This window comes from Neptuniibacter sp. QD37_11 (assembly GCF_047778105.1).
GTDB lineage: Bacteria > Pseudomonadota > Gammaproteobacteria > Pseudomonadales > Balneatricaceae > Neptuniibacter.
On record NZ_CP180554.1, the window covers coordinates 872,672 to 890,490 of the forward strand.

Annotated in this window: 18 protein-coding genes; 9 read left to right on the plus strand and 9 right to left on the minus strand. The window is 44.0% G+C overall.

The window, feature by feature from the left end:
- Positions 1–34: 34 nt before the first annotated feature.
- From ACMXYT_RS22930 to ACMXYT_RS22950, 5 genes are all read right to left on the minus strand, one after another.
- A complete protein-coding gene (locus ACMXYT_RS22930) occupies positions 35–526 on the minus strand; it encodes a DUF2939 domain-containing protein (protein ID WP_415912740.1) in 492 nt (163 codons plus the stop codon).
- Positions 527–596: 70 nt separating this feature from the next.
- On the minus strand, positions 597–1,685 hold the full coding sequence (recA, locus tag ACMXYT_RS22935; RefSeq protein ID WP_415912741.1) for a recombinase RecA: 1,089 nt from the start codon (positions 1,683–1,685) through the stop codon (positions 597–599).
- 126 nt (positions 1,686–1,811) lie between these two features.
- On the minus strand, positions 1,812–3,044 hold the full coding sequence (locus ACMXYT_RS22940; protein ID WP_415912742.1) for a type II secretion system F family protein: 1,233 nt from the start codon (positions 3,042–3,044) through the stop codon (positions 1,812–1,814).
- 8 nt (positions 3,045–3,052) lie between these two features.
- Positions 3,053–5,050: a GspE/PulE family protein gene (locus tag ACMXYT_RS22945; RefSeq protein WP_415912743.1), complete on the minus strand. Its 1,998-nt coding sequence runs from the start codon at positions 5,048–5,050 to the stop codon at positions 3,053–3,055.
- 108 nt (positions 5,051–5,158) lie between these two features.
- Positions 5,159–5,425, minus strand: a complete 267-nt coding sequence (locus tag ACMXYT_RS22950) for a hypothetical protein (RefSeq protein WP_415912744.1) — start codon at positions 5,423–5,425, stop codon at positions 5,159–5,161.
- Positions 5,426–5,730: 305 nt separating this feature from the next.
- Here ACMXYT_RS22950 and ung point away from each other — a divergent pair, with 305 nt between their 5' ends.
- A complete protein-coding gene (gene ung, locus ACMXYT_RS22955; protein WP_415912745.1) occupies positions 5,731–6,432 on the plus strand; it encodes a uracil-DNA glycosylase in 702 nt (233 codons plus the stop codon).
- On the opposite strand, the gene ACMXYT_RS22960 is transcribed toward ung, so the two are convergent.
- Both ACMXYT_RS22960 and ACMXYT_RS22965 read right to left on the minus strand, forming a co-directional pair.
- Positions 6,424–7,056 (minus strand): HD domain-containing protein, encoded by a 633-nt coding sequence (locus ACMXYT_RS22960; RefSeq protein ID WP_415912746.1) that lies wholly within the window; start codon positions 7,054–7,056, stop codon positions 6,424–6,426. The genes ung and ACMXYT_RS22960 overlap by 9 nt on opposite strands.
- A gap of 75 nt (positions 7,057–7,131) precedes the next feature.
- Positions 7,132–7,689 carry a hypothetical protein gene (locus tag ACMXYT_RS22965; RefSeq protein WP_415912747.1) on the minus strand — a complete coding sequence of 186 codons (558 nt, stop codon included), beginning with the start codon at positions 7,687–7,689 and terminating at the stop codon, positions 7,132–7,134.
- A 125-nt stretch (positions 7,690–7,814) separates the two neighbouring features.
- On the opposite strand from ACMXYT_RS22965, the gene ACMXYT_RS22970 reads away from it, so the two are divergent.
- From ACMXYT_RS22970 to ACMXYT_RS22985, 4 genes are all read left to right on the plus strand, one after another.
- Positions 7,815–8,534 (plus strand): hypothetical protein, encoded by a 720-nt coding sequence (locus ACMXYT_RS22970; RefSeq protein ID WP_415912748.1) that lies wholly within the window; start codon positions 7,815–7,817, stop codon positions 8,532–8,534.
- A gap of 148 nt (positions 8,535–8,682) precedes the next feature.
- The gene (locus tag ACMXYT_RS22975; RefSeq protein WP_415912749.1) at positions 8,683–9,342 is read left to right on the plus strand and encodes a hypothetical protein; all 660 of its coding nucleotides are present in this window, start codon (positions 8,683–8,685) and stop codon (positions 9,340–9,342) included.
- Between the two features lie 255 nt (positions 9,343–9,597).
- Positions 9,598–11,703, plus strand: coding sequence for an EAL domain-containing protein (locus ACMXYT_RS22980; RefSeq protein WP_415912750.1), 2,106 nt, complete (start codon positions 9,598–9,600; stop codon positions 11,701–11,703).
- A 4-nt stretch (positions 11,704–11,707) separates the two neighbouring features.
- Entirely contained in the window at positions 11,708–12,484 is a 777-nt protein-coding gene (locus ACMXYT_RS22985; RefSeq protein WP_415912751.1) for a hypothetical protein, read from the plus strand.
- Positions 12,485–12,507: 23 nt separating this feature from the next.
- On the opposite strand, the gene ACMXYT_RS22990 is transcribed toward ACMXYT_RS22985, so the two are convergent.
- Positions 12,508–13,017, minus strand: a complete 510-nt coding sequence (locus ACMXYT_RS22990; protein ID WP_415912752.1) for a hypothetical protein — start codon at positions 13,015–13,017, stop codon at positions 12,508–12,510.
- Positions 13,018–13,093: 76 nt separating this feature from the next.
- Between ACMXYT_RS22990 and ACMXYT_RS22995 the strand changes: the two genes are divergently transcribed.
- The 4 genes from ACMXYT_RS22995 to ACMXYT_RS23010 are packed head-to-tail and all read left to right on the plus strand — an operon-like array spanning position 13,094 to position 15,751.
- Positions 13,094–13,669, plus strand: coding sequence for a hypothetical protein (locus tag ACMXYT_RS22995; RefSeq protein WP_415912753.1), 576 nt, complete (start codon positions 13,094–13,096; stop codon positions 13,667–13,669).
- Between the two features lie 17 nt (positions 13,670–13,686).
- Positions 13,687–14,820: a hypothetical protein gene (locus ACMXYT_RS23000; RefSeq protein WP_415912754.1), complete on the plus strand. Its 1,134-nt coding sequence runs from the start codon at positions 13,687–13,689 to the stop codon at positions 14,818–14,820.
- Position 14,821: 1 nt separating this feature from the next.
- Positions 14,822–15,301, plus strand: a complete 480-nt coding sequence (locus ACMXYT_RS23005) for a hypothetical protein (RefSeq protein ID WP_415912755.1) — start codon at positions 14,822–14,824, stop codon at positions 15,299–15,301.
- 15 nt (positions 15,302–15,316) lie between these two features.
- Positions 15,317–15,751: a hypothetical protein gene (locus ACMXYT_RS23010; protein WP_415912756.1), complete on the plus strand. Its 435-nt coding sequence runs from the start codon at positions 15,317–15,319 to the stop codon at positions 15,749–15,751.
- A gap of 75 nt (positions 15,752–15,826) precedes the next feature.
- On the opposite strand, the gene ACMXYT_RS23015 is transcribed toward ACMXYT_RS23010, so the two are convergent.
- Positions 15,827–17,779: an ATP-dependent helicase gene (locus ACMXYT_RS23015; protein WP_415912757.1), complete on the minus strand. Its 1,953-nt coding sequence runs from the start codon at positions 17,777–17,779 to the stop codon at positions 15,827–15,829.
- Positions 17,780–17,819: the final 40 nt, after the last annotated feature.

The window sequence follows — 17,819 nt, forward strand, 5'->3', positions numbered from 1 at the left end:
AAAGGCTGCATTAATGCAGCCTTTTTAATAACCTTCAACCCTGACTAATACCAACTAGTGTCCATGTTAAACCTTCGCGATTAAAGGTGAACTCGGTTTCCGAATTTGGGTATTTCAGCGTGACCGCATCCAAACCTTCAATTCGATACGTGCCGTTTTGGAGCAGGTAGGTGATGCTGGAGATAATATCCTCCTGAGCGGCCCCTTCAGACTTGCCCATCATGCCCTTAAGGCCTTCAGTGGACACGTCGTCTTTGGCAAAGGCTTCGAATAACGGAGAAACGAGCGCTCCAGTAATGTCTTTAACCGCTTCATTATCTGTTACAGCATCGACATGCTTGTTGAGTTCTTCAGAATTACCTTTGATTAGCGAAGCTTTTACCGCTTCTTCATCAACATAGTTCTCCCAGTTTTTATCCCCTGCAAAAACAGAGGTGTAGATTTGACCTGCAGAGTAAAAAGGCCCAAGCACAAATGCTGCTGCGAACAAAAAAGCAAAAAGCAAGGTAGTAAAGATCAGTTTCATACAAATCCTTAAAAAAGTAAAAAAGGCCACCATAAGGAGTATAGTGGCCTAGTTGATTTAGATATTATAACTAAAATTCACTTGGAATGTTATCAATATCCATTTGTCCACCTGTCATCGGGGATGGCGCATCAGTGCCTTCTTGCGATCCTTCCTGCTTGGGCTCAAGTTTTGGAATCAAAATCTCGTTGAGCAGCAGAGTAATTTCCTCGCAGATATCCGGATTTTCGGCAATGAATTTACAGGTATTGGCTTTACCTTGACCAATTTTTTGGCCGTTGTAGGCATACCAAGCCCCGGATTTGTCAATGATATCGTGCTTCACACCCAGATCAACAATTTCAGCCATGCGATTAATGCCTTTCCCATACACAATTTGGAATTCAGCTTGTCTGAAAGGAGGTGAGACTTTGTTTTTAACAACCTTGACTCGAGTTTCATTACCCACGACTTCATCGCCTTCCTTGACTGCACCGGTACGGCGAATATCCAGACGTACAGATGAGTAGAACTTCAAACTGTTACCACCGGTAGTAGTTTCTGGGTTGCCAAACATGACTCCTATCTTCATTCGGATTTGGTTAATAAATACCAGTAGGGTGTTTGAGTTTTTCACATTGCCTGTCAACTTACGAAGAGCTTGAGACATAAGCCTCGCTTGCAAGCCAACATGTGCGTCACCCATGTCACCTTCAATCTCTGCTTTTGGTGTCAAAGCAGCAACAGAGTCAACTATGACAACGTCAACAGCATTAGAGCGAACCAGCATATCTACGATCTCTAGTGCTTGCTCACCTGTGTCGGGTTGAGAAACAATAAGATCATCGATGTTTACACCTAACGCTTCAGCATAAATAGGGTCTAGTGCATGTTCCGCATCTACAAACGCACAGGTCTTGCCATCTTTTTGAGCTTCAGCAACAACTTGCAGGGTTAGGGTCGTTTTGCCAGACGATTCTGGACCGTAAATTTCTACGATACGGCCGTACGGTAGGCCTCCAATGCCAAGGGCGGCATCCAAAGTAAGGGAGCCAGTAGATACAGATGGCATGAGTTCGCGTGGTTGATCGCTCATTTTCATGACTGCGCCTTTGCCGAATTGACGTTCAATCTGAGACAGCGCGGCATCTAGAGCTTTTTTACGATCTGGATTTGACATAATTTTCTCTCAACGGTTAGTGATTTATATTCAGTATAATAATGATTTATCTAATGTCAAACGTTATAATAAAAATAAACCGGACTAATGCCCGGTTTTATGAATAATATTGAATCTAGGGTTTTATTAGTGGTTGACGGCCGTGTTGAGTTCCCACAGTGGCAGGAAGATGCCAAGGGCCAGTACTAGCACCATTGCACCGATAATGGTGATCATAATAGGCTCAATCGCTGCAGCAAGTGCCTTCAGATCGTATTCAACCTCTTCCTCATAATATGAGGCTGCTTCTTCTAGCATTTCATCAATACGACCCGTTTCTTCACCCACGGCAATCATCTGTATTACCAGTTCTGAGAAGAGATCCGCTTTGGTGCAGGCTGCGAGAACTGATTCACCTTGTTCAATGTAGGTTCTGAGGGATGATACTTTGTCGCCAATATATCGGTTATCAAGGGCGTTACCCACGATAACCAGTGCTTTCTCGATAGAGATGCCTGCTTTCATCATGATCGCAAAAGTACGAGAGAAGCGTCCCAGTGTGATTTTGTTAAGCACTTTACCTATCAGTGGGGCAGAGAGGGCCCACTTGTCATTTAAGTATCGGCCCGACTCTGTTTTCTTCCATTTGAAATAGGAGACACCTAAGCCGATAAATGTTCCTACGACGACGTACCAGAATTCAACGAAGAAGTCCGAAACCCCAATCAGTACTTGCGTCTGCCATGGCAGCTCATTACCAAATGAATGGAAGACTTCAGCAAACGCGGGAATTACAAACCAGTTAAGGATCGCTATCGCGATACCGATTGCACCGAATACGAACAAGGGGTATCGAACGGCTGACTTTACGCTACGTACTGTTTGGCGCTCAAGAGTCAAATACTGATGCATTTGAGTAAACGCTTGGTCCAGCTGGCCGGTATTCTCACCCACATGGATCATATTCACGTAAAGCGCATTAAAAATCTTTGGATACATATTAAGGCAAGTGGAAAGCTGGTTGCCTTTCTCAAGTTCATCCGCAATGTGATTCAAGGCATCACAAAAGTAGGGGTTCTTCTTGGTGGTGTTGGCAATGCCGCGGAAGCAGCGGGTGATTGGAACACCTGCACGAGTCATCTGGGCGCACTGACGGCTGAACATTACCAGCTCATCAAGGGTTACGCGCTTAAAAATCTGAAACTGTTTTAACTCACGGGAGCCTTCGACTTCAGGCTCCTCCGTTTCCTCGACAGAGATGGGAATCATTCCTTTATCCGAGAGAATATTCATCACCTCTTGGGCGCTAGAGCACTCAATAACGCCTTCTTCAGATTCCTGATTGGCTGGGTTGCGCCCAAGGTATTTGTAGTAAGGCATATATAGTGTTACTCCAGATCAAAGGTCACGGAGTCACTTGAGGACTCGTTATCCCCAAATGAATTTTTTAATTGGTTATCCTGCACCTCGCCTACAAGATCTTCGATATTACCTAGTAGGGCCTCATCTTCCAGCTCAATTGGCGGGTGACCAGCAGCGGATGAAGGAAGGTGGTCTGCCTTGCGATCGGCTTCCGCATGTCCCTGAGGGGGCATGGATTGACCTGCTTCCTGTTCGTGTCGGATCTCAGGTGTGGCTTTAGGTGCGATTTTTAGTGATTCCACGTCGTTAGCAATGCGGACAACTTCGTCCAACGATGTAATGCCTTCTCGAGCATACTGCAGCGCGTTTTCAGCAAGGGTAAAGAAACCTTCGGCTTCACGGGCACGCTTAACAAATAGACTTTCATCGCCCAAGCGCAAAGCATCTGCCAGCGGCTCTGTAATCTCAAGTAACTCAAATACACCAATACGGCCCTTGTAGCCCGTGTTATGGCATTGGGTGCAGCCGACATGCTCATAAAAGCCATTCGTTTCAAAGTGTTGCCCAGTACCATTGCGGAGTGTTTGCAGTGTTTCGTTATTCTCCTTGAGTGGTACACAGCAGTGCGTGCACAGCTTACGAATAAGGCGCTGTGCCATAATCGCCTTAAGAGATGATGAGATAAGGAATGGCTCAACGCCTAAGTCGATTAGACGCATAGCACTTGAAACCGCGTCATTGGTATGCAAGGTAGATAGAACCAAATGACCGGTCATGGAGGCTTTAAGAGATATTTTGGCAGATTCTTTATCTCGAATCTCACCAACAAGCGCAATATCAGGATCTTGACGCAGGATAGACTTAAGAACTACAGCAAAATCGAGGTCAATCTTATGGTCAATTTGAACCTGATTGATCCCATCAATACGGTACTCAACGGGATCTTCGGCAGTAATAATTTTCTTTTCCGGTGTATTGAGTTCTGAAAGGGCGCCATAAAGGGTGGTAGTTTTACCTGAACCGGTTGGGCCGGTCACCAAAATCAATCCATAAGGTTTGTGAATTAGGGATCGGAAGCGAGATAGGATCGATGCAGGCATGCCTGAATTATCAAGCCCCATAATACCACTGGATTGATCAAGTAGACGCATAACAACAGATTCACCATGCTGAATTGGCATGGTTGAAAGACGAACATCTAGAGCTTTGTTGGCAACAGCCATGTGAAAACGGCCATCTTGAGGTCTACGTTTCTCAGAAATATTCAGAGATGCTAAAAGCTTGAGCTTTAATACTAGAGCTTGAGCAACTTTAGGGTTGTCGATTTTTGTCTCTCTGAGTACGCCGTCGATACGCTGACGGATTCTCAAGCATTTCTCACCCGGTTCAATGTGAATATCAGACGCACCATGTCGTACCGCATCTTCGAAGATCTGTTTAAGCATTCGAACAATGGGTACTTCATCATCAGATTGAGCTTGTATTGTGTTGATATTAACTGTAGCGTCGGTCAAGCTATCGGTTACTTCATCTGCAAGCGACCGAAACTGATCTCCCGTATAAACGGTATCAATCACATGTATGAGCTGACTTTCGGGGACGGAAGCCATGATCACATCTTTATTGCTAATCCCACTCAGATGCTGACTTACCTCATCGAAGGCGAAGATATCCATAGGGTCTGCAAATCCAACAAGGAATGAGCTTTCATCTTCCCGTAGGACAATCGCACGTTTAGAGCGTGAGATGTTCTCAGGGAGCTTCATTACATCATCAGGATTGTACTGGTAGAGCGATAAGTCTACATACTCAATTTTAAGCTGCTCACTGAGAAGGAGGCTAAGGTCGGATTCTTTAATCAAGCCCTTGTGAATTAGGAATTTACCTAGTTTTAGGTGACTATCCTTTTGTTCGATCAGTGCCGCATCAAGCTGTGGTTGAGAAATAATATTCTTGTTGACGAGGAGCTCGCCAATACGGAATCTAGGCTGCTCACCGACAGGTGGGTTCCCGGAATTTAGCATCACAATCTTTCCAATTATTTTTAATTGGGATTACTATAACATAAATAAATTTAAAGTGAAAAGTTAAAAGCCCGCATAAGCGGGCCCAATGGCGGGAATTGTGAGGAATTAACGGAAACGCTTGGGTACCATATTTGGCCAAACAATGAAGCGCTCACAGAAAGCTCGTTGAGCTGGGGAAAAGCCTTCTTTCGCTTTCTTGTACCAAAGAATGTGAACAGCTACATTGGTAATACTGGCTACCGCTGCTGCAATGGAGGTGCAAGCTGCCAGCATAAGGAAGCCCTGAATCTGGCGGGCAAGTTCGCCAGCAGGAATGATGCTAGCTAGACCAATGGAAGCGCTCAGTGCAATTAGAAAAGTTACCTTATTCATAGTCTCTCTCACTCTCTCTCGGTTGTTTGGGTCACTCTTAAGCATCTCTCACATGCTTGATATTAAGTATAAGGCTTTTTATTTGCTTGTCAATATTAAAACAATAATAATTTAAAACGCCTTGGTTCTTGCTGTGCGCCAACAGAGCAGGAAATACTATAATGATATAAAAATATATGTCAATGCAGTAAGCAAGGCGTGTCGGAAACAATGTAATCTTGTAGTAAAAGATATACATTACAAAATACTACATTGTGCAATATACGTAGGCTGGTATAATGATGATCATTAATAAGGAGTAATCTATGACTACACTAATAGAAGAGCTATCAGCTTGCGGTGAATGGAAAGAGCGACTGAGTGATTTTTATGAATTCCTTGAGGATAGGGAAGCGTCACTGGCGGGGCGCGAAGCGGCAGGGGAGAGTATATTGCCACCCAGAGGCACTCGTTTGAGAGCGCTGAAGGATACCCAGCCGGGCAAGGTAAAGGTCTTTGTGTGTGGTCAGGATGTTTATCCCACCAAAGGGCATGGTATGGGTTTGGCCTTCAGTGTAAATCCGGGTGTAAAAACTCCCAGATCCCTCTCAAATATCTATAAAGAGATAAATCGTAGTTTAGGGCATGACATTCCGGAGCATGGCGATCTGAGCAAGTGGGCCAGCAGTGAGGGGGTAATGCTGTTAAATAGTGTTCTTACAGTTAAGGAAGGGGTCGCCAATTCACATAAAGGAGAGTGGGAAGCCTTCACGGATCAGGTTATTCGCGAGATTAATGCTCAAGAGACACCTGTAGTGTTTTTATTGTGGGGCAAATATGCCCACAAAAAAGAAGAACTGGTAACCAACCCAGCACACATAGTTATTAAAACATCTCATCCAAGTCCATTGGGTGCAACCAAGTCCGGGAAAGACTTTTCAGCATTTATGGGAAGTGACTGTTTTAAGCGCACTAATGAGTATCTGGAGTCAGTTGGTATTAAGGGTGTGGATTGGAAGCTAGCCTAGGCAGGGGCTAGCTTCTTGCAATAGGTTTCGTGCTGCATTTTCTTGTATTAGCTGCTTTTCAACAAAGATTTCACACTGCTCCAGTCTGAAGCGGCACTGTTCAAATAAAATAGGATCAGCTTTAGTGAGTATGCTGTGCTGGTCCTTCTTCTCTGCAAGATAGCGCATCGCTTTATTTGGGTTGTTGTTGTAAGCAAATACGAAATCTGTGAAGTTATGGATAATATCGGCACACTTAATATTGTGGGTGCGGCTATCACCTTCCATAAGATGCGCTTTTTGTTGCTGGACTCTGACTTCACGAGGGAGGGTCTTGTCTGGGAAGAAGGTAACGGACTCAACGATGTCTGCCACGTCTAATGATGTTCGTGTCGCGAGAATGGCGTAGGTCACGTCAGGGCAGTCTTCTCTCACATCGTGATTTAATCCAGCAGCCACTTCTTCTGCAGAGCATCCTGCACTAAAAAGTATGGCGGCTACACCAATAGGGTGTGATATGTATGGAATGTTGGAGTGGTTACGGTATTGACCATCGTGCGACTCAACGGCAAAGCAAAAAGCATTCTGTACTAATAGGCAATGATCTTCAGGCCTGAAATTAAAATCAAAGAGAAGGTCTGCCATGAGAATTGCCTCACTTAATTTTTTATATATTCCTTATTAATAAATTGTATAATAAATGCTCAGGTATTGTAAGTATTAAAGTGCCTCTAATGTGGATAATTCAGATCCAGCTTCTTCAATAACCCAAGATGGCAGTGTTTTGGGTGGGTGCATAGATGGATTAAGTTCTGCGTAGATGCCAAGAGAGCTTGGAGTTATATACTTAGAGATAAGCCACGTACCATGCTCAGTGGTCAATGAGTATGTTTTTTTTAAAACGTGTCGCTTATGTAATTTAATCTCTTTGCTAAGCCAGCTGTTAGCTGGAACCTGAAACTCAATACGAATGGTTTTTGCATCCTTGGTCTCAAAGGATAATGTGACGAAATTGCTGCCCTCCGCCCTAGATAAGCTTAAGCAATAGGGCTCACCCTCATTAAGTGGGGTTTGGCCCAAATGCTTACAAAGTTCGCATATAGACTCCTCCGGTAATGGGATTGCGCGGGATTGATCATGCGCAAAGAAAACGCAGTCTGGGTGTTGAAAGCTAATAAAAAGATCATCACTGGAGGTAAAGAATGCTGCTTCAACAGTATTCTCAAGCTCCAGTTCTGCACTCCAGACACTTTCGTCTATCTTAAATCGCTTAATCATCTGCTTTCCTTAGTTCAAAATATAAGCAAATTCTAAAAAAAGGAGGCAATCAAGTCAATAAAGGTACTTGCTATTATTTTTATAACGTTTATTATTTGGTTCAGAGTAAATCAAGACATATAAAAATGAATTCAACAGCTCTCAATCATTTTACCAACGGGGCGACAGGCAGCCTCTATCGTGACGCACTGGCAGGTGACGTAGATGCACGCTATTTCTACTCGCTAGGCAAGTTGCTTTTAGCGAATGATGAGCGGGCCGTCCAAGACGGTCTTGAGTGGATTGTGATGCAAACTGCCACCCACGTCCCTTCACGTATTCTGCAAGCCTCGACCGTATTAAATCAGCAAGCCCTATTTAGCGACAAGGAAATAGAGGCCGCATTGGGCACCTTAATTCAATTGGCGCCTGAAAATTCAACCTCAGCATTGGCATTAATCAATTACACAACATCCAAGCTCATGTCTGCATGCAAGCTATGTGATGAAGATACATGCTTGATAAAAAGTGCGCTCAACAACCCATGCTCCAATATCCGTGCGGCTGGAATATCCCTGCTGCTAAGGGCTGCATCGCTTTGGTCATGCAAGTCTTCAAGCACAATGCTTCAGGCCAGTAAGGGCATGCTAGTGGATGTGGCAATGCAGAATGATGTCATTGCCGAAGATCTTAGTAAGTTTAACCGAAAGGCATGCTTGATTCCTGAAGCTGAAGTGGTAAAGATTGCAGGCCATCATCTTAATGAGGGGAGCTTCCGGATGGCAAACATCGTTATTGGGAGTGATATGTTTCCAAGGGAGAGTCTTCACCATATTAGGGCGAAAAAGATTTTACAGATGCTTTAAAAATAATAAAAATAAAGCGATGAGGGCTTCACAATAACAACAATAAGCAGCCCACCTTGTGCCAGCTATCAAAGCTGGCTTTTTATTGACAATAGTTGCCTGTGTTATTAATATAACGATAATAATATATATCAGACTGGGGTGTGCTATGCAAAAAATTCGTCAGGTAATGAAGGCAGCTCTAATTACCGCAATGATTGGTGCGACATCTGCAGCAAATGCAGGCTATTGGGGCGCAGATAAAAATGGATTTTATTCTAATGGCGAGGGGAGTGAGATGATGGTCGATCTGTCTGTCTACTGTAAAAAATTCCCCAATCCTAAGGTGTCGTCAATATTTGGAACCCCTAGGGAGTACCATGCTATTGAAGCGAAGGATACCGCTGAGTTAAGCTATGCTATTGAGCGCATTGAGTGGCATAAAGCAGTATTTGCCGGAAGCAAGGAAAAGAAGTATATTTACGACAATCTTGCTAAGACTAAAGGGTATCATGCCACGATTAAAAAGGCGCTTGACCTCAGTAGTGCGCAGTATGATCGCTTGAATTACTACAAGGAGCATATGGCAAGCAATCAAAGGCGGTTCAAAGATTCCGTTAGTCAGCGATACGATGGCAAGGTTCGTGAGCAGCAAGCCTATCAGGTAGTGAGGGTCGAGAAAGAAACTCGTAAGGCGCTTGGGCTAGATGCGGTATTGCTGGACAATGCCATTACAAGTGTTGAGATGTGTGATCGCTATAGAAAATACGGAAAGCCACGTAGCGTCCTAGCTTGGCACAAGTACGCAAGTGTAGATCCGGGTCAGTAGCTTCGTTCTCATACGCGCGTGCATTGTAATGCACTGCCTGACAGTACCTTGCATTACACTAAGCTGCGATACAAGGGGAAGGGGCGAGACATCACGTAGATGTCGTGGTAGGTTAGCCACATCGCAAATATGTGCCAGCAATTAAACTAAAGCGCCCGGGTAAGACTGGGCGCTTTAATATAACGAAAATATTGAAATAGTGGGTTGTGTTTGGTAATATTGCCGCAGATAACAATAAAAAGAATAGTGAAGTTTATGACTTTAGTTACACAGGAAGTCTCTGACCAAATCCCCTCATATATTGCTTTGGCATTTAAGAAGCATCCAGCGGCAATGGCTGTAACAGATGCATCGGGAACTGTTTTGGCAGTCAATCAGAAATTTACGGAAGTAACCGGCTATCGCGAAGGGGCGATAAAGGGGCAGAATATGAATGTCCTTAAGTCAGGTAGGCAGTCTAAGAAGTTCTATCGTGAATTTTGGGATTCAATTCAGAGACAAGGTGTATGGAAAGGCCAGATTTGGAATAAAGATAGCAAGGGAAGAGAGTATCTTGAGCATCTGTGCGTAACTGAGTTAAGTATTGCTGGCTTCAAAGGTTATATGGCTGAATTCTATGACAGTCAAATCGAGCAAGAACGTGATCAAATTGCCCGCTTATCAAGCAGTATCTTTCGATATAATCCAGAAGGTATTGTTGTCACGGATAGTGCATTCCGGATTATTGAGGTAAATACAGCATTCACAGAAATTACCGGCTACTCGGAAGATGAGGTAGTGGGGCGCAATCCTAACCTATTATCTTCTGGCATGCAGGATGATAATTTTTACAAGGATATGTGGAGCGAGATTAACGAGAATCATACATGGTCTGGAGAGCTTTGGAACAAGAAAAAAGACAATGAGTTGTACTTCCAGAAAGCGACCATATCTGCGATTCATAATGATGAAGGTTTTGTAAGCAATTATATTGGTATTTTTAGTGACATCACCGAAATTCGGAATACGCAGCGTCAGGTTGAGCAGCTAGCTTACTATGACACATTAACGGGACTACCCAACAGATCACATGTGAAGGACGAGTTGAGCAAATCTCTCCGAAAGGCTAAGCGTTGCGATACTCAAGTTGCTGTTATTTACGCCGATATGGATGGTTTTAAGCAGATAAACGATCAATATGGTCACCACATGGGAGATAACTTCCTTAAGGCCGCAAGTGTACGTATGAAGGAATGCTTGCGCGTTGGTGATACAGCAGCCCGTCTGGGTGGTGATGAGTTTATTTTTGTCATCAATGACATTACCTCTCAGGATGATATTGATTGTGTAACCGCACGGTTAATCAATGCTGCCACACGCAAGGTCTGTATTCAGGGGCATCAACTTCAAGTGACGCTTAGTATTGGGGTGGCATTATTCCCTAATGATGCACGCGATCCAGAAACACTGGTGGGTTATGCCGACATGGCCATGTATGAATCAAAGAAGGCTGGCAAAAACCGTGTGACAAACTTTGAGGCGGATATGGCGACCAAAAACAATGAAAAGGTTTCATTGAAGAACTCTATTGAGAATGCCTTGATCAACAATGAGCTTGAGATTTTTTATCAGCCTATTGTTGAGCCTGCCAATAAGAAAGTGAAGGCGATTGAGGCCTTAGTTCGTTGGGATCATCCGGCTAATGGCATTATTGAGCCAGCAGAATTCTTGCCATCCATTGATGATATCTCCCTCATCACTCAATTAGGTGAGGAGGTGTTGAAGAAGGTTGTATCAGACTTGGAATTATGGCGAGCAAAAGGCCATGTCCTGCAAGCAAATGTCAACATTCACCCTAAGCAGCTAATGACGGATCAGTTTATAGAGTTTTTAAAGGATCTGCTCTATAAGAGTGGCATTAGTAGCAAGCAGTTGGGTATCGAGGTGCTGGAGACCACTGACCTTTTTAATGCAAGTACAGCTATAACACAGATTGATAAACTTAGAGACATGGGTGTTTTAGTGACGCTGGATGATTTTGGCACGGGAACCAGTTCGCTGTCTTATATTCAGAGCATGCCGATCGATATTTTAAAGGTCGATCAGTTCTTTATTAGGGATATTGTGGATAGCCCAAGAAATGTTGCGATTGCAAAGGGTATTGTAAATATGGCCGAGTATCTAGGTATTCCTGTAGTGGCTGAGGGCGTTGAGACAAAAGAGCATTTTGACTGCGTTAAAGAAATTGGTGCTGATTATATTCAGGGTTTCCATATCGCACGACCTATGACCAGCACTGCCTTTATAGACTGGCTAGATAAAAAGTTGGAAGAAGGTTGGTTGCGATCAGGCTTCCAGCCTAGTAAAGAATTGGACACATAACTACGTGAAAGTATTAGCAATAGTTGGTATGGGTGCATTAGGCTTGCTGTTCGCAGCTAGCTCTGCGTTTGCGCACCCTAAAATCAGGGATGGCAACGGAGGGCACGTGGGAGCAAATGGTGCTTATCATTGTCATGCCAGCCATTGTGAATTGCCGAGTGTGGGCGATGGCGCTGAGCAGGATAGGGAAGAGATGCATGCGCAAGAAGCTGCAGCATTTTTAGGTCGACCTAAGACCAAGACCTCGGAGCAAGCTCATGCCGCAAAAAAGGATGGGGGTAATTCAGAAAGGGTAAATATGCGCATAGGCGTTGTTAGTGACAAAGTACTTCAGTCTACACAGAGGTGGGAGCTGGGGGAAAGCACGTGTGACCGAAAGGATGTTGAGGTGCTCAATAAGCGCGGGTTGCCTCGTAGTGAAGATCGATGTCAGTCTGTGGCCAATACATGGGTAAGTGAGTTGTCCGGCAAGTCGATTCAGAATAATCGACTGGTGCAAGTCGAGAGCTTAATCCCAATAGACTTTGCAATAAAGCGTGGTGCGCACCGCTGGAACGAAGAGCAACTACGGCACTTTTTCTTAGATGACAAAAACTTGCTCGTTATTGAAGAGGGCGAGATGTACAACAAGGAAGAGTTTTTATTCAAACAGCGCTTAACTTACAGTGGGAACCGTTGTGATATTGCAGCGCGATGGTTAAAGGTTCATTACACTTATAAGTTACACCTGCCAAAAGGCGAGTTTAATTATATTCGAGGGGTGCTTCAGCGCTGCAAATAGCCATTTCAAAGGAGGGGCAGATGTCACACACTCCCACCCTTGACCTTTTTAAAGACAAACCAGTTAATAAGTTCCTCATGCTCTAAAGGACCATGATCAAACGGTGGAATGTACCGCGCTTCCTTAAGTCTAACATCCAAGCCTGCTGCCACAGAGTTAGCCAATCTTAAATTATCAGGCGTCATAACGATAAGCTCCTCGATAGAGTCAGTGTTTGCAGCGTGAGAAGCTGAAGAAGAAAGCATCGATGTGAGATAGGGGGTTAGGGGGTAGCAATCCCAATTACCACGGAAACTGTTGTGCAACTTATTAAACGCATCGTGCAAGATGGAGTGCGTCGCTAGCGGAAGCAGGGGTCTGGCCCATGGTTCAACTTGTAACTCATTCATATCACTTAATAGAAAGCGATGTGCACTATGCTTCAGTGCGGGTTCACAGAAATGTGGTTCTGTTAAAAACAGAATAAAGGCAGAACTTGGGATTTCGGAAGCATTCTGCAGGTAATTATCTAGGCGCATTATTTTTATTTTCATTGCCTATTTAACCTTTGACAGGGTTGTTTGAAATAATATAATATTTATTAATTAAATTTACAAGGTTAGCATATACATGCAGCAAGAATTTTTCACGCAGCTGATGGGCTTGATCAAGCCCTATTATGAAGAGGCACATAGGGCATATCATAACTGGGATCACCCTATGCAAATGCTTCAGCTTGCTGAAAAGCATGGAATTGACCTGAGTTTTTCACAAAGGTTGGCTATATTATGCCATGATTTGGTGTATATCCCGGGTCATGAGGGGAATGAAATTGCTAGTGTTAAGTTAATGCAGGCTATTATAGCCAAGCATTTCCCTTTAGTTTATAGAGAGCAAAAGGCTGAAATAGAAGACGCTACAACTATTATTATGGATACGGTCAAGCATGTGCCAACAATTGAAGCGTCGAAGGTCGTGATCGATTTAGATCTCTATCGACTGGCAGTCCCCTACGAAGAATTTAGGGCATATGGCAGGCTGGTATATGCAGAATGCCCTTACATGGATGAGGCAGAATTTAAGCAAAATCAGATTGCTTTCTTCTCGTTCATGTTGGAAAAAGACAGGTTATTCACTTCATGGCAATTATCTCACTTAGGAGACAGTGCTATTGCCAACATGACAGAGGCATTAGCAAATCCATGATATTAAAAAGCGTTATAGTGAAAAGTGTTGTATTGGGGGCATTGCTTGCAACATCCATTTCCCATGCAGGGATAAAGCTGCACCAGCAACAAGGGACTGCAGAATCTCGTTCCTTCTTTAAGGTCTCGGCACCAGTAACCTACCATAACGCAACACTTCATGCGGGTGAACAGCAGATCTCAATCTCTATCCCAAATGCAGGCATGTGGGTTGCGGGATTCAACATGGATAAGGAGCTTGTGCAGAAGCGCGGAAAACGTGTTCCATATTTGCGTAAATCAAGCGAGCAGGAAGGGCTATTGTCCTGTGTTAAAAACTACTGTCTTGTCGCGGTACCACATAAGAAAATTCGTATTTTTGGAACATTGCCTATTGAAAGCGTTGTGCCTGATATTGATGGTAATATGGATTACAGCGAGTTTGAAGTTCGCAATGCAATGAAGACTATTGCCCGTGAAAAATCAGCGTATCTGCTTACACGAGAGGGGACGTTGCGTGTGCTGGGTGATAATCATTATGGGCAATTGGGCCTTTCTCAAGAATTTAGTAGGGCCGATCAGTGGGCACTTGTTGCCCGTGGTGTGTATGACATTGCTGCCGGTGATAAATTCGCTGCGATAATCAAGAAAGACCGGTCTGTTTGGGTCTCTGGTGCCATAACTGGGCACAAGGCATCTAATCGTCATAAATTCTCGGCTGCCTTTAAGGGTGCTAAGAAAATATATGCCAATAAAAACCTATTGGCGGTACTGAATCAAGATGATGATCTGTATGTCATAGGTTCAATTGGCCGCACACCTAAGCAATCAAGAGTTTTTCATCAGTGGACTAAGCTCCGCAGCAGCGTGAAAACTGTGTCTATTGGCGATAATCATATCGCGGCGGTAGATTTATCAGGCGACCTCTACATGATGGGTGTAAATGATGAGAATCAGTTCGGGAGGAAGAGTAAGGCCTTCCACTCGAACTGGGTTTATTGTCAGAAAAACATTAGTCAGGTAGCAGCCGGTGCAGGCTTTACGGTAGCTATGCGTAAGGATGGTGTACTGCTGGGCGCTGGCCGTAACAATGAAGGTCAATTAGGTTTAGGCAAGATGCCAAATGCGTATTACTGGCAGCGTATCTTAAATGTACCGTGGGTAAGGAGATAGGATGAATCCTATTACCCCGACGCTTATCTGTACCGTTCCGGAAATGGTAGATAAGTATGCCAAACCCTTTTGGGAGACATTGACGTCAACAGGAACAAAGGCTGCGTTAGAGTGCTTATGGCATCGTGATGAAATGGAATCCATGGTTGATTCTGTCGCCGAGTTTCGAAAGGTCCGGATAGAAGGCGGCCAGTACAGCGAGTTTGGAGACCTATGGGTGATGGTGCCTGAAATATGGCGATGTCGAAGGATACGGCACATTTTGGAGCGGGCACTAAAGGAAAATCCGGGAATCCTATCAGTTAACGTCATTACCTGTGGGCACTGCATGAATAGGGGTCAGTGGGAAATATTGGAAAATCTCTATGCGGGCAAGGGTATAACCATGCATTTAACGTGTGAGGCAAACATTGAGGTTAGTGCCGGAGATATTTCTAAGCGGACAAAGCAAAACCTCATTATGTTGGAAACAGATCTGTAGGGTGTAAGTAGCTCAATGAAGTATTTTCGTATTTCAGAAAAGGGTAGTGGCAAAACTCTAAAGTATTTTCCTGTCACTGAAGATGGGCAAATTCTTTTGAGAGACTGGTTATTGGGGCGTGATAAGAAAGGCACGGGCAGCCCAGTAGAAGTTGAGCGCGTCGAATTACTTTCCCTCGAGGAGTCGATGGAGGGGTTGGCTAAAGTTTTTTCAGACACCGCATTTTTATTGGAAAAATATGAATCACCCATCCAAGAAAGCCCTACCAGTCAAGCGTATCGTACATGTGCAAACGCAATCCTCGAAGTTTTAAATGGTGATGGCTCTAGTGTTACCGAGCTGCTTGAAATGACAGAAGCTCTTCGTGTTGATGAAATTAGTAATGCAGAAGTCTTTAGGCGCGAAATGACGCGTTGTCGTGGTATGGAATCCTTAATCCAAGGCGTGTAACTGCAAAAAAATCGCTAGCATGCTAGCGATTTGATGAGTAATTATCATTCTTATTTTTATTATCAAAAAATTCTCTCATAGTGTAAAAACTGTTTCCTTTGTAGTATTGTCTGCGGCATGTCCATCCAAGGGATTGGACTCAGGATTTTCATCAATCAATTCAGTAGGCAGGTTTGCAAAAAAATAGCTCTGCCCGGCAGTTTTATTCAAGACTACATCTTGATTGGCAGAAGGTGTACTGCGGGTAATGGTTAACCGGTGTCTCGCACGCGTTAGGCCAACATAGGCTACACGACGTTCTTCTTCCTCCTTAGAAAGATCACCCCAGCTTTTGGGGTTAGGGTAGTTGCCGAGTTGAGCTTGGGTGAAATAACAGATATTCGCTTCCATTCCTTTAGCGCTATGTACTGTAATGAGCTTAACTTGCTTTCCATTGCCATCCAGCTGAGAGGAGTGCATTGGCTCAATCGTAAACGCTTCGACAAAAGCCTGTAGTGATTTGTGACGTCCAGCAAGCTTAACGATCAGATGTAAGTCTCTCACACGAGTGCCCCAACGATCATACTTCCTTTTTAGGGTGGAGCTGAGTAAATCAATCACATACTGCGCTGCTTCAACTGGGGAGGATGGGGTATCCAGCAAGTCAGAAATTTTGCCTAAAAGGCCAGCATTTACTTTAGGAAACCCTTTCAATGTATTGATAATATTGTATTTAGTATTACCGTCCATATTTAAAGCAATTTCTATTTTCTGTATGATTTGCTGACATTTAATATCACCCACGCCCGGGAATAGACGAAGGAAGCGGACCCACGATATTTCGTCCGAAAGGTTGTTAATAAGGCGTAGGGTGCAGACAACGTCCTTTACATGGGCGCTCTTGAGTAAAGATTGCCCGCCAATGAATTGGTAAGAAATCTTGGATTTGATTAATTCAGCTTCAATCGACCTTCCAGAAAAATAGGAGCGGACAAGAATCATAATCTCCCCCGGTGGCTGGCCTGCTTTTATGTGAGAAGCAATATCCTCCGCAATCCAGATCGATTCAGATTCTTGATCGTAGAAATCCAAGAGCTTGGGCTTGGTATCGTCTTCTGGAGTTCTGGAGATTAGGTGTTTTTTATAATCAAGCGGGGAGTTGGCGAGTAGCCAGTTACTGATATCTAGTATGGGTTGAGTGGACCGATAATTTTGATTGAGGGGGTAGGTCTTACTGCCCGGGAAAAAGTCTGCAAATTGATGGACGTGCTCAAATTTAGCGGCTCGGAAGGCGTAAATAGATTGGCAGTCATCACCAACGGCAAACAGGTGATTGCCAGAGCCAGCTAATAACTTAACCAGCAAGTACTGTAGGGGATTGGAATCTTGAAATTCATCTACAAGGATATGTCTGAATTTGGCCTGACATGTTATCAGTAGATCTGGTTTATCTTTTAGGGTGGTGACAAAGTGTAAAAGTATGTCATCAAAATCCATGTACTTGCGAACTCTTTTATAAACAAGGTACTTAGCATGGATGCTTAAAGCCTTTTGTGCTGATTCAATGGGTAGTCCAATCACATCAGACAAGTAGTGTTCCAGAGGGACCTGTGCGTTCGCTGAATAAGAAAACCACTCAAGGAGCTGTAAGGAAGACGGGAATTCACTTCCGGGCTCGATTACTTTAGAGCGTAAGAGGGCAATGGCTGAATCAGAATCATCTCTGTCGAGCACTTGAATACCTCTGAGTCCAAATTCTTTCATATGGCTACGCATAACGAACAAGCAGAACGAATGGAAAGTCCCTGCCCAAACTTTGGATGAGGATGAGCCTATTGTGCCTTTTAGTCGCTTTTTAAGTTCTCGGCCTGCGCGATTAGTGAAGGTTATGACAAGAACCTTTTCCGGTTGAACACCTTCAGATATGAGAAATTTAACCCGTTCCGATATGACGGTTGTCTTGCCAGAGCCCGCACCTGCCAAAACCAATGCATGCCGGATGGAAAGTGGATTTTCGATAGCTGCCAATTGCTGTGAATTAAGTTGCATAATTTATTGTTTTTATTATGTTTTGCTGACTAAATTATAG